The organism is Arthrobacter sp. SDR-2R (assembly GCF_057747955.1).
In genome coordinates this window covers 3,463,134-3,476,428 of record NZ_CM173231.1, presented here as the reverse complement: position 1 = coordinate 3,476,428, position 13,295 = coordinate 3,463,134, and the positions used below count along the sequence as shown (strand labels likewise).

The following is a 13,295-nucleotide window of genomic DNA, read 5'->3' as shown; positions in this document are numbered from 1 at the left end:
GGCCCACGCCGCCGGGGATCCACGCCCGGGACTCAGCCGCGGCTTCGTTTCCAGGCACCGGGACCGGGCGTGGGTTCGAGCTTGAGCTGCTGCCGGCGCACCCAGTGCCGCACGGTCGGTTTGTCCGCACGTGCAGGTTCGGCGCCGCCAAGGGAGAGGACGACGGCGGTCAGTGCGGCCAGTTCCTCGGCGTTCGGCTGTCCTTTGACCACAGAGAGCAGCGGGGCGGCAAGCGCTTCGGCGGCGTCGGCGGCCGGCCCGGTCCCGGTATTTTCGGTGGCCATCACAGCGGGATGTTCCCATGCTTCTTGGCGGGGAGGCTGGCGCGCTTGTCGCGCAGGGCACGCAGTCCCTTGATGATTTGGATCCGGGTATCGGAGGGGGCGATGACGGCGTCCACGTAACCCAGTTCGGCTGCCTGGTACGGGTTGAGGAGTTCTTCCTCGTACTGGCGGATCACCTCGGCGCGGCGGGCCTCAACGTCGCCGCCGTCCTGGGCGACCGCGGCGAGGTCGCGCCGGTAGAGGATGTTCACCGCGCCCTGCGCGCCCATCACACCGATCTGGGCCGTGGGCCATGCCAGGTTCAGGTCGGCGCCGAGCTTCTTGGAGCCCATCACGATGTAGGCGCCGCCGTAGGCCTTGCGGGTGATGACGGTGAGCTTGGGAACAGTGGCCTCGGCGTAGGCGTAGAGGAGTTTGGCGCCGCGGCGGATGATGCCCTGGAATTCCTGGTCCTTGCCGGGGAGGAACCCGGGGACGTCCACCAGGGTGATGATGGGGATGTTGAAGGCGTCGCAGTGCCGCACGAACCGGGCGGCCTTCTCTGACGCCGCGATGTCCAGGGTGCCGGCGAACTGCAGCGGCTGGTTGGCCACGATGCCCACGGTGTGGCCCTCCACCCGGCCGTAGCCGATCATCACGTTGGGGGCGTACAGGGCCTGCATCTCCAGGAAGTGCCCGTCGTCCACGATCTGTTCGACGACGGCGCGCATGTCGTAGGGCTGGTTGGCGGAATCCGGAACCAGCGTGTCCAGGGCGAGGTCGTCGTCGTCGACCTCCAACTCCTGCTGGTGCCCCAGCACCGGTGCCTCGGAGAGGTTGTTGGAAGGCAGGAAGTCCAGCAGTTCGCGCACGAACTCGATGGCGTCGGTCTCATCCGAGGCCAGGTAGGCGGACGTTCCGGTGGTGGCATTGTGCTGCCGGGCGCCGCCCAGGGTTTCCATGTCCACATCCTCGCCGGTGACGGTCTTGATGACGTCGGGGCCGGTAATGAACATGTGCGAGGTCTTGTCCACCATCACCACGTAGTCGGTGAGGGCCGGGGAGTAGGCGGCGCCGCCGGCGGAAGGCCCCATGATCAGGGAGATCTGCGGCACCACGCCGCTGGCGTGGACGTTGTTGCGGAAGATGTCCGCGAACATGGCCAGCGAGGCCACGCCTTCCTGGATGCGGGCGCCGCCGCCGTCCAGGATGCCGACGACGGGGCAGCCGTTGCGGAGCGCGAACTCCTGCACCTTGACGATTTTTTCGCCGTTGACCTGGCTCAGCGATCCGCCGTAGACAGTGAAGTCCTGGCTGTACACCGCCACCAGCCGGCCGTCGACGGTGCCGTAGCCGGAGACCAGGCCATCGCCCAGGGGTTTCTTCTTCTCCATGCCGAAGGCGGTGGAGCGGTGCACGGCCAGGGCGTCGAATTCTACAAACGAGTCTTCGTCCAGCAGCAGGGCGATGCGCTCGCGGGCCGTGTTCTTGCCGCGCGCATGCTGCTTTTCGATGGCTTCGGGGCCGGAGGGCTGTTCGGCGCGCGCCTGGCGGTCGCGGAAATCGGCAATCTTTCCCGCAGTCGTTGTCAGATCGTGGCTCATCAAGTGTCTCCGGCTCTGTAGCAGGTCAATTCTGTTGGCTGGCGGGCCCGTACTGTCCGGAGCTTTAAGTAGCATCCACACAAAAGACGAACCCTGCTGGCAAGTCTAGTGACGCTTTGGACGCCCGCAGCTGTAGGGAACCTACAATTTTCTGCCGTTCCTGCCACGTCCCCTCAATGTTACTCGCCGGTAACTTAGTTGGGTTACAGTGTTGCCATGACTTCAAGCGATGATGCTTTGCATGCTCCCGAAAGCCCCTACCGGGCCACCGGTTCCCTGGCGGCCAGGACCATCCTCATCTCCGGCGGCAGCCGCGGAATCGGACTGGCCATTGCCACAAGGGCGGCGCGGGACGGCGCCAATATAGTGCTGCTGGCCAAAACGGGGGAGCCGCACCCCAAGCTGGCGGGCACCGTGTATACGGCGGCTGCGCAGCTCGAGGAGGCCGGCGGCCAGGCGCTGCCGCTGGTGGGCGATGTGCGCAGGGACGAAGACGTGGCCGGCGCCGTGGCCGCAGCCGTTGAGCGGTTCGGCGGCATCGACGTCGTCATCAACAATGCCTCCGCCATCGACCTTTCCACCACTGATGCAGTGGACATGAAAAAGTACGACCTGATGCAGGACATCAACGTCCGCGGCACCTTCCTGTTGTCCAAGCTGGCGCTCCCGGCGCTCCGGAAGTCGGAACAGGGGCACATCCTCACGCTCTCGCCGCCGCTGAACCTCCACCCCTCCTGGGCGGGGAAGCACCTTGCGTACACCATGGCCAAATACGGGATGAGCCTGACCACGTTGGGGCTGGCGGAGGAACTGAAGGCTGACGGCATCAGGGTCAACTCCCTGTGGCCCTGCACCCTCATCGATACCGCCGCCATCCGGAACATGCCCCACGGCGAAACCATGGTGCTGGCGGCGCGTGGACCGCAGATCATGGCGGACGCCGCCCACGCCATCCTGACCGGCAGCAACCTCGCGGCCGGCGGGCCGCCGTCGGGCAACTTCTACACGGACGAGCAGGTCCTGGCGGCAGCGGGGGTGACCGATTTCCGTCCTTACAGCCTGGGAGCACCCGAAGACCGTCTGGTTCCGGACATCTTCCTCTAGGCGGCCGTACGGGCGTGGCCGGGTTGTCCTTCCCGGGGCGGCAGACGGCTCGGTGGGACCGGGCCAGGCTCGGTAGGATTTGGGTATGGACGACGCACACGCACCGGGCACCCCCCTGAACCGAGGGGACCTGGCCGACCAGCGTTTCCTCTCTGCCACCGGAATACCGCGGATCGACGTGGTGGACTCCACGGGCTCCACCAACGCGGACCTCCTGCGCGGTGTCACGGTGGAACCTTCGGCCTGGCCTGACCTCTCCGTGCTGACCGCCGAGTACCAGAACGCCGCCAGGGGACGCCTGGACAGGCGCTGGGAAGCGCCGCCACTGAGCTCCGTGTCCGTGTCCGTGGTGCTGCGTCCGGTCAACGCGGACGGCAGGCCCCTGCCCACCCAGAGCTACTCCTGGTTGTCCCTGATCGCAGCGCTGGCGCTGCGTGAGACGCTCCTGGAAACGGCCGGGATTCCGGCCGAGCTCAAGTGGCCCAACGACGTCCTGGTGCGGGGCAGGAAAATCGCCGGCATCCTCGCCCAGCTGGGGCCGATGGTTGATGGCAACGTGCCCCCGGTGATCCTGGGGACGGGCCTGAACGTCACCCTGACCGAAAGCGAACTTCCGGTGCCCACCGCCACCTCCGTGGCCCTGGAAGGTGCCCGCACCACGGACCGGACCGCGCTGCTGAAAAGCTACCTGTCCCACTTTGCGGTCCTGTACCGCAGTTTCTGCAACGCCGACGGCGACCCTGCGGCCGGGATGGCCGGTGGCCCGTCGCTGCACAAGAGGGTGGAAGCCGTGATGGTCACCCTGGGCAAGCAAGTGCGCGCACAGCTGCCCGGCGACCACGAGATCATTGGACACGCGTCCCGCCTGGACGATTACGGCTCCCTGCTGGTGGTGGACCGCGACTCGCGGGAGCACGTGGTGACCGCCGGCGACGTGGTGCACCTGCGGCCCTGGACGGCGCCGGACGCGCCAGGCCAAGGTGGTTATGCGTAGAATCCTGGTTCCCGGGGAGCAGGTCATCGTCACTACCCGCCCGCAGCCCCGGAAGCTGGCCGGGGCAGCCGTGGCCTTCGTGCTGGCGCCGGCGTTGGCGGCGTACGCCAGTGCCTGGATCGTCCGCGGCGGGGCAGCCCGCATGGCTCCTGCCCTTGGCCGCCAGTGGACGCCGTGGCTTGTCACTGCCTGCGTCCTCGCTGCTGCGGCTGTCTGGCTGGGCTACTGCCTGCCGCGCCTGCTCCGCTGGCAGGGCACCCGCTACACGCTTACCAGCCAACGGATGGTGGCGCGGTACGGGCTGCTTAACCGGCGGGACCAGCAGGTGAACCTGGCGTCGGTGCGTAACCTGACGGTCCACGAATCGCTGCTGCAGCGATTGGTGCGCTCGGGGAATATATCCTTGGAAACCGGGTACCAGGGCGTGGTGACTTTCCGCGACGTGCCTGAGGTTGCCAAATTCCGCGACTTTATCCTCGACGCCATCGGGGAACTGCCGGACGACAGCGCCCAGCCGGATGGCGCGACGCATTACCCTGCCGGTGCTTTTCCGGAGGACATGAGAGAAGGTGGACGGGATGACCGATGAGGACCAGCAGGAACGCGTCGACAGCACCGCCCCTGCCACCGCCGCCCTTGATCCTGACGCTGCGCCCGTGCAGGTGGCAGCTTCCGGCGACGCCGCACCGGAACCCGGATCCGCGCCGGAACCCGGTTCCACGCCGGCCGAGGCCATGCCGGATGCAGACCGGCACCCGCCCACCGGCGCCATGTCCGCCGAACGCCTGGCCATGAAGGCCCTCGAAGCCCGCCTCCTGGGCGGGGAACGGAAGCTCCGCCGTCGTGAAGTTGCCGCCGGCGCCGGACTCTCCCTGCTCTCTGCCCGCAAGCTCTGGCGTGCACTGGGGTTTCCGAATTTCGGCGACGAGGACGTTGCCTTCACCGAACGCGACCAGGCCGCCCTGTCCACCGTGGTGGACCTGGTCCGCGCCGGCAAGCTGACCGAAGAAGCAGCCATTTCGGTGACCCGCTCCATCGGGCAGATGACGGACCGCATGGTGGTCTGGCAGATCGAAGCCCTGGTGGAGGACATGGTCCACGAGCAGGGCGTCACCGATGCTGTGGCCCGCAAGCGCCTGGTCAACGAACTTCCCGCGCTGGTGGACGCGCTGGAAGAGGTCCTGGTGTATTCATGGCGGCGCCAACTCAACGCCGGCGTCCAGCGCCTCGCCGTCCGTGCCGAGGCCGGGCTGCAGGCCAGCGAGGAAGGCCGTGAAGGCGACGAGGACGACGCGCCGCTGCCCCTGGCCCGCGCGGTTGGCTTCGCGGACCTTGTCTCCTACACCAGCCTGTCCCGCCGGATGAACGAAAAGACCCTCGCCCGGCTGGTCCAGCGCTTCGAAAACAAGTGCGCCGAAATCATCTCCGTGGGCGGCGGCCGTCTGGTCAAGACCGTGGGCGACGAAGTCCTGTACATCGCCGAAACTCCGGCGGCCGGTGCCGAAATCTCCCTGGCGCTGGCCGAGGCCTTCACCGAGGACGAGATCCTTCCCGAAGCCCGGGTGGCCATGGTGTGGGGCAGGATCCTGTCCCGCCTGGGCGACATCTACGGTCCCACGGTCAACCTGGCCGCCCGGCTGACCACCCTTGCCGATCCCGGAACGGTTCTGGTCGACTCCATGACGGCCTCCGCCCTGGAGCACGACGAGCGGTTCATCATGATTCCCCAGGCCCCGGAAAATGTCCGCGGCTTCGGTGAGATCAATCCCGTCCGCCTCACCCGCGGCCGGGGCAAGGGCCTGGTCCTGGACTAGGAATCCCTCGTCTTTTTCCCCCTGGCCGGGGCCGGAAAAAGATTTTGTCCACTCGGTGGCTAATCACGCTATAGTCGGTTCGTTCGTTGACGCTGAAGGCCGTGTGGGGAGCGCTCCCCATCGCGGCCCTAAAAGGCAACGGGTAGGGTGATTGGCGGAGGGTCCACGCCTGCTGGTACCTTCGCGGGCCGTCCATTTTGCGGCTATTCGCCAGGTCTCGGCCACCTTTGGGGGTGGCAAAAAATATGGGCGGGGCAGGTGTGCTCCGCCCTGTGATGCTGCCGCACGACGGCGCTACAACAGGGGAAAAATCGCTGTGACAACACTGCTGGGGAAGCTTGGGCTGAAGAAGCGACACAAGAAACTGGTCACCGGAACTGCGTTTGGTGCCGTTGTGGCCGTTCTGGTGACGGGTGCTGTGTTGTATCCGGGGTTCAAGACCACTGAGGTGGAGTTGAATGACGGCGGCGTGTGGGTGGTGTCGAAGTCCAGGAATGCGGTGGGGCGGTTGAACTATCCGTCGCGGGTGTTGGACGGCGCGGTGACGCCGGCGTCGACAACGTTCGATGTGTTGCAGCATGCAGGCGAGGTGTTCGTCGATGACGAGACCGGTTCGACGTTGAACCAGGTGTCGCCGGCGAATATGCGCCTCGGTGGGGATAAGCAGTTGCCGGGCGCAGCTGATGTGAGTTTCGGCACCCGGACGATTTCGGTGACGGATGCTGCATCGGGGAAGGTGTGGGCGGTGTCGCCGTCCACCGTGAATGGTTTTGATAAGGAAGCGTCGGAGCCGGTGATGGTCGGTTCGGCGGGCATCGTCTCTGCGGTGGGTTCTGATGACCGGGTGTATTCGGCGGACCCTAAGACCGGTGTTGTGACGGTGACGGGTGTTGACGCCAACGGTGAGGTGACGTCGTCGGAGTCCAGCACGTGGGATGGGCTTAAGGGTGCCGGGGATCTGCAGGTGACGGTGGTGGGGGACCGGCCGGTGGTGCTGGATGCCGCGGCGGGGAACCTGTTCCTGCCTGGTGGCAAGCGGCTGGCGCTGGAGAATGCCAGGGATGCGAAGTTGCAGCAGGCGGGGCCGGGCAGTGATGTTGTGGCGCTGGCCACGCGGAAGGCGTTGCTGAAGCAGCCGCTTGACGGGGGAGCGGCGAAGGTGGTGGCGTTCGACGGCGAGGGTGTCCCTGCTGCTCCGGTGCAGTTGGGCGGGTGTGTGCATGCGGCGTGGTCGGGTGCGAACAAGTATGTCCGGGATTGCGTCAATGATGGTGACGATAAGAAGGTTGACGTGCCCAGGGCGAGTGCGTCGCCGTCGTATGTTTTCCGGGTTAACCGGGACCTGGTGGTCCTGAATGATGTGAACTCCGGGAACGTGTGGCTGGTGAACCAGAACATGCAGCTGGTCAACAACTGGGACGACGTCATCCCACCAAAGAACCAGTCCGACGACCAGGACCAGGAGTCGGCGGACAACAACACCATCAACATCCTGCCGGACCGCACCAAACCCAACCGGCCGCCCGAAACCAAGCCCGACGCCGTCGGCGTCCGCCCGGGCCGCACCACCATCCTCAGCGTCCTGGACAACGACTCCGACCCCGACGGCGACGTGCTCACCGCAGCGGTCGGGGAGGCCGGGCCCAAGTCCGGCACCCTGGAAAGCATCTACGGCGGTACGGCGTTCCAGATCACCGTGCCCGCGGACGCCAAACCCGGCACGGAGACTTTCAACTACAGCGCCTCCGACGGCCGCGGCCTGTCCGCCACCGGCCAGGTCACGCTCAGCGTCGTAGGACCCGATGAAAACAAGCAGCCGAAGTTCAAGCGCGGCGAAGACACCACCATGCTGGTGGAACAGGGCAAGACCGTCAGCCAGAACATCCTCACCGACTGGATCGATCCCGACGGCGATGACCTGGTCCTGCTGGACGCCAAGGCCGACAACGACCAGGACCAGGTCAAGGTACGGCGCGACGGCCTGCTCACCTTCCAGGATTCCGGGGCCACGGCCGGCAAGAAGAACGTCCAGGTCACCATCTGGGACGGCCGCGCCACTGTCACCGGCAAGGTGGTGGTCAATGTCCAGCCGCCCGGCGCCCTGGCACCCGTGGTCAACGCCGACCACGTCACCGCCGTCGTGGGCCAGGACCTGGTCATCTCCCCGTTGAAGAACGACGTCGATCCCAACGGTGGTGCCCTCCGGCTGGCCCAGGTGGAAGCCAACGGCCCTGCCGAACTCGGCCCCGTCACCGACGGCGGCACCTTCACGTTCCGCAGCACCACCCCCGGTCCGGTCTACCTCACCTACATTGCCAGCAACGGCCCGCAAAGCAGCCAGGGCCTCATCCGCGTCGACGTGGAATCCGGCAACGACGGCGGCGACCCCGTGGCGGTCCATGACGTGGCCCTGATGCCCACCGGCGGCAGCGTCTTGCTGGACACTCTGGCCAACGACTCAGACCCCTCCGGCGGCGTCCTGGTGCTGCAGTCCGTCAAACTCCCCGATAACGCGACTGTGTCCGTCAGCGTGATCAACCACAGCGTCCTGCGGATCACCGACGTCCTGGGGACCAAGGACCCCATACTGTTCGAATACACCATGTCCAACGGCAGGAAGTCGGCCACCGGCAGCGTGTCAGTGGTGCCCGTCCCGGCGCCGGCCGTGGTGGAGGCGCCGCAACCCAAACCGGATGAAATCAATGTCCGCGTCAACGACGTGGTCACCATCCCCGTCCTGGACAACGACACCCACCCGCAGGGCCAGGAACTGTCTGTGGACCCCGTCCTGCCGCAGGCCGTGGATCCCGCCGACGGCAAGAGCTTCGTCTCCGAGAACACGCTCCGCTTCATTGCCGGCAGCCAGCCCAAGACCGTGCGCGCCATCTACAACGCGGTGGATCCGCAGGGCCAGAAGAGCGCAGCCGCCGTCACCATCCACATCCTGCCGCTCGAGGGCGCGGAGAACTCCCGCCCCCAGCCGCGCAACCTGACCGCCCGCGTGGTGGCGGCCGGCACCGTCCGGATTCCGGTCCCCCTTGACGGCATTGACCCCGACGGCGACTCGGTGCAGCTGACCGGCATCGACAGCACCCCTGCCATGGGAACCGCCACGGTGGGCAGCAATTTCATCGACTTCACCGCCGCAGGTGACGGCGCCGGTACAGACACCTTCCGCTACAAAGTGGTGGACCGCCAGGGCGCCATCAACACGGGCACGGTGACGGTGGGCATCGCACCCCGCGGCGAGTCCAACCAGAAGCCCACCCCGGTGGATGACGAGGTCCGGGTACGCCCGGGCCGGCAGATCGCCGTCGACGCAACGGCAAACGATACCGATCCCGACGGTGACCGCATCCGCATCCTCACCGACGGCATCGACGCCGACCCGGCACTGCAGGCCACCGTCAGCAGGAACAGCGGCCGCATCATCCTCCTGGCCCCGAACGAGGCCGGAACCGTCAATGTGCGGTACACCGTCGCCGACGACCGGGATGCCACGGCGCAGGCCACCATCCGCTTGGTGGTTGACAACGAAGTGCCCCTGAAAGCCCCGATTGCCCGGGATGACAGGGTGACGTCTGCCCAGGCCATGGGCAAGACCGCCGTTGATGTGCCGGTCCTCAAGAACGACGAGGACCCCGACGGCGTGGGCGAGAACCTGAAGATCAGCACGGAGGCCACCACGGCGCGGCCTGGCGGCAACGGCAACATGCTGGTGGACCTTACGGAACAGCCCCAGCTGGTCCCGTACACCGTGGAGGACGTGGACGGCCAGCAGTCAACGGCCATCATCTGGGTGCCGGGCTTGGGCCAGCAGGTTCCCACCCTGGCCAAGGACGAGGTCCTTGAAGTGGTGGCCGGGCAGTCCGTGGACGTCGACCTGAAGGACTGGGTCAAGGTACGGGAGGGACGCTCGCCGCGGCTGACCCAGGTGGACCGGATCAAACTCATCGGTGCCGACGGCGGGAATCCGGTCACGGGAGACGGCACCGGCCTGAAGTACACGGCGGGCGCCGACTACGTGGGCCCGGGGTCCCTCACGTTCGAGGTGACCGACGGCACCGGACCTGATGATCCGGCCGGGCTGAAGTCCACCCTGAGCATCCGCACCAAGGTCCTGCCGGACCCCAACAAAAACAACCCGCCGGAGCTGCTCGGCGCGGACGTTGATGTCCCGAAGGGTGACACGGCCAGCACGGACCTGGGAAAGCTGACCTCCGATCCCGACCGGGACGACGTCGAAAAGATGAAATACCAGCTGGTGGGCGACCCGCCCGGCGGTTTCAGTGCACGCATCGAAGGCAGGACCCTGAAGGTTTCCGCGGCGGACTCGACGGCCACGGGGACCAGGGGCGCCGTGCAGGTCAAGGCGACGGACTCCCGCGGCCTCGAAGCCACGGCCACGTACCCGCTCGCCGTGACAGCCTCCAACCGGCCCAAGCCGGTGGCCAATGACGACGTGGAGCCTAACGCCGCCGCCGGGAAGCCCGTGACCATCAACGTCCTGGCGAACGACGCCAACCCGTTCCCTGAAACACCGCTGAAGATCATCGCCGCCAATACCGAAACAGGCAGCGGCAACGTAGGCGTCAACGGCGACTCGGTGACGGTCACGCCTGCTCCCGGCTTCACCGGAACCCTGGTGGTGGCGTACACCGTGGAGGACAAGACGCAGGACAGCTCCCGGCATGCCACGGCACGGGTCCGGCTGACAGTCAAGGACAAACCTGCAGCGCCCACCACGCCCCAGGCACAGAGTGTGGGGGACCAAACCGCGCTGCTCAACTGGTCCGCCCCCGCGGACCGGGGCTCAGCCATCACCAAGTACACGGTGTATGGGGAGGGCGGGTTCCGGCAGGACTGCCCCGCCAACACCTGCACCCTGAACGGGCTGACCAACAACACCACTTACCACTTCCAGGTCACGGCCACGAATGAATTCGGCGAGTCGGACCGGTCGCCGGCCTCGTTTGACGTCCGGCCGGACGTCAAACCGGATACTCCGTTGGCCCCATCCCTGAAATTCGGCGACAAGCAACTGGCCGTCAACTGGACCGCACCGGCCAGCAAGGGCTCCCCGGTGAAGTCCTACGACCTGGAGATCTCACCGGCGCCGGCCGGCCAGAACGCCCAGATCCAGAACCTGACCTCCGTCAGCTATGTGTGGAAGGGACTGCAGAACGGGGTGTCATACAAGGTCCGCGTCCTGGCCCGCAACGACGCCAAGGACCCGTCCGAGTGGAGCCCGTATTCGGCGGCCGAAGTCCCGGCCGGTGTTCCCGCGACCCCTGCCGCGCCAAGCGTGTCGCAGGCAACTCCGGTGGGCTCGCAGAGCCAGCTGCGGGTGGTCTGGTCCGCGCCCAACAACAATGGCGACCCTGTCTCGTCCTACACCCTGACCACCCTCCGTGGTGGCGCGGCGGTGGCCAGCCAGCAGGTTGCCGGCACCTCGCAGAACGTCACCGTGGACAACTCCGAGTCCAACTACACCTTCACGGTGGCTGCCACCAACAAGGCCGGTACCAGTGCCACCAGTGCGCAGTCGGCCCCCATCCGGGCGGCCGGCAAACCCGGACAGGTAAACGGCGGGACGGTGCGGGAGAACGGAACCAGCGGTCAGCTGGAGGTTACGTTCACGCCGCTGACGGATGCCCAGCGCAACGGCTCCACGGCGTCCGAGATTGCCTACTCCTACAACGCCGACGGCAAGACCGGCGCCATCAAGGCCGGGGGCGGAACCATTGGCGGCATGACCAACGGCAGGGACATCACTGTCACGATCATCGCAACGTCCACGAAGAACAACATGTCCGGCGACGCGAAGGCCATCGGCACGGGGAACCCCTATGGTCCGGCCAATGCCCCCAACGTGAACGGCACGACATCGGCGAAGGGCGACGGGCAGGTGCACTGGACCTGGAATAGCCCCAGCACCAACGGCCGTCCGCTTAACCACTATGAGGTCAGCATGGACGGCGGAGGCTGGCAGAACGTGGGCAAGGCGACCAGCTATGACGCGGGCGCCGGTGGATGGAACCAGAGCCACAGGCTGCGCGTCCGCGCCGTAACGGTGGTGGACGGGGCGATTGGCGGACCGGCAACCTCAACCTCCGGTCCAGACAACACCCCGCCGCCGCCCACATCCTGGAACGTCACGGCCAGCCCTGTCCGCAGCTGCACGGAGCCCCGCAAGGGCACCGACAGCTACGTTGCCGGCAACCCATCACAGTGCACGGGTGAGGGGATTTGGCTCGACGCAGGCGCTTACTCCCGGGCTGACCGCTACCAGGTCTGGTACAAGACCTCGAACAATCCCAGCGGCATCTGGTACCACCTGAGCGAAGGAATGGCCGCGGGCAACTGGCTCCGCTGCGACACCTCCAACGTGGGCTGCAACCCGCCGGCCGGCATGCCGAACCGCTAGCAAGCTCCAGCATCAAACAGGGAATTTCGACCAGTAGAAGGAAGCACATCTCATGACCATGACCATTGAGCAGGCCGAGTGGTTTGCCGACACGTTCGAAAAGCTGGTTGCCAACGTGGGGCAGGCGGTGCTGGGCAAGGAACACGTCATCCGGCTGACCTTCACCGCTATGCTGGCCGAGGGCCACGTCCTGTTCGAGGACGCTCCGGGCACCGGGAAGACCTCCCTGGCCCGGGCCCTCGCCGCCACGGTGCAGGGCTCCAACAACCGCATCCAGTTCACGCCTGACCTGCTTCCCTCCGACGTGACGGGTGTGACCATCTACGACCAGAAGACGCAGAAGTTCGAGTTCCACAAGGGCCCCATCTTCAACAACATCGTCTTGGCCGACGAAATCAACCGTGCCTCGCCGAAGACCCAGTCGGCGCTGCTGGAAGTCATGGAGGAATCCCGGGTCACCGTGGACGGCGTCACGTACGAGGCAGGCCGCCCCTTCATGGTCATGGCAACCCAGAACCCCATCGAGCAGGCAGGTACCTACCGCCTGCCCGAGGCCCAGTTGGACCGCTTCCTGATCAAGACCTCCATCGGCTACCCGGACCACGCCTCCACCGTCCGGCTGCTGGGCGGAAACAACCTGAAGGACCGGTCCAAGGACCTGTCTGCCGTCATCACCACCCAGGCGGTGGCGGACATGGCCGACCTCGCCGCCACGGCGCACGTGGACACCGCAGTGCTTGAGTACATCTCCCGGCTCTGCGAGGAAACCCGCAGTGCCCCGGAGACGCGCCTGGGCGTCTCCGTCCGCGGTGCCCTGGCCATGGTCCGGGCCGCCAAGGTCTGGGCTGCCTCGCAGGGACGGAACTTTGTGCTGCCGGATGACATCAAGGAACTGGCACCCGTGGTGTGGACCCACCGGTTCGTGATGGACCCCGAAGCCGAATTCTCGGGCGCCACCCCTGAGGCCGTGCTGACCAGGATCCTCGCCGACGTCGCCGCCCCGCAGCAGCGCACCAACGCCTGAGGCGCCGGGCCCGCGGCTTCAAGCCGCAGCCACCACCACTGACATTCCAGCGCAACAACGAAGGC

General features: G+C 66.6%; 8 protein-coding genes. 6 read left to right on the top strand and 2 right to left on the bottom strand.

Annotated features, from left to right (window positions below; translation table 11 throughout):
- Positions 1 to 32: 32 nt before the first annotated feature.
- Together AC3ANU_RS16040 and AC3ANU_RS16035 are read right to left on the bottom strand one after the other, a co-directional pair.
- On the bottom strand, positions 33 to 284 hold the full coding sequence (locus AC3ANU_RS16040) for an acyl-CoA carboxylase subunit epsilon (protein WP_018770092.1): 252 nt from the start codon (positions 282 to 284) through the stop codon (positions 33 to 35).
- Positions 284 to 1,867, bottom strand: coding sequence for an acyl-CoA carboxylase subunit beta (locus AC3ANU_RS16035; protein ID WP_018770091.1), 1,584 nt, complete (start codon positions 1,865 to 1,867; stop codon positions 284 to 286). Before AC3ANU_RS16035 ends, AC3ANU_RS16040 begins: the two co-directional genes overlap by 1 nt.
- A gap of 216 nt (positions 1,868 to 2,083) precedes the next feature.
- Here AC3ANU_RS16035 and AC3ANU_RS16030 point away from each other — a divergent pair, with 216 nt between their 5' ends.
- The 6 genes from AC3ANU_RS16030 (at position 2,084) to AC3ANU_RS16005 (ending at position 13,230) form a co-directional block, all read left to right on the top strand.
- Positions 2,084 to 2,971: an SDR family oxidoreductase gene (locus AC3ANU_RS16030; RefSeq protein ID WP_223994533.1), complete on the top strand. Its 888-nt coding sequence runs from the start codon at positions 2,084 to 2,086 to the stop codon at positions 2,969 to 2,971.
- 85 nt (positions 2,972 to 3,056) lie between these two features.
- Positions 3,057 to 3,965 (top strand): biotin--[acetyl-CoA-carboxylase] ligase, encoded by a 909-nt coding sequence (locus tag AC3ANU_RS16025; protein WP_488314858.1) that lies wholly within the window; start codon positions 3,057 to 3,059, stop codon positions 3,963 to 3,965.
- Complete coding sequence (locus AC3ANU_RS16020) at positions 3,958 to 4,554, top strand: PH domain-containing protein (RefSeq protein WP_018770088.1); 597 nt, start codon at positions 3,958 to 3,960, stop codon at positions 4,552 to 4,554. Before AC3ANU_RS16025 ends, AC3ANU_RS16020 begins: the two co-directional genes overlap by 8 nt.
- 145 nt (positions 4,555 to 4,699) lie before the next feature.
- Entirely contained in the window at positions 4,700 to 5,779 is a 1,080-nt protein-coding gene (locus tag AC3ANU_RS16015; RefSeq protein WP_223995152.1) for an adenylate/guanylate cyclase domain-containing protein, read from the top strand.
- Positions 5,780 to 6,095: 316 nt separating this feature from the next.
- Positions 6,096 to 12,206, top strand: a complete 6,111-nt coding sequence (locus tag AC3ANU_RS16010; protein ID WP_488314857.1) for an Ig-like domain-containing protein — start codon at positions 6,096 to 6,098, stop codon at positions 12,204 to 12,206.
- A 52-nt stretch (positions 12,207 to 12,258) separates the two neighbouring features.
- Positions 12,259 to 13,230, top strand: a complete 972-nt coding sequence (locus AC3ANU_RS16005; RefSeq protein WP_488314856.1) for an AAA family ATPase — start codon at positions 12,259 to 12,261, stop codon at positions 13,228 to 13,230.
- Positions 13,231 to 13,295: the final 65 nt, after the last annotated feature.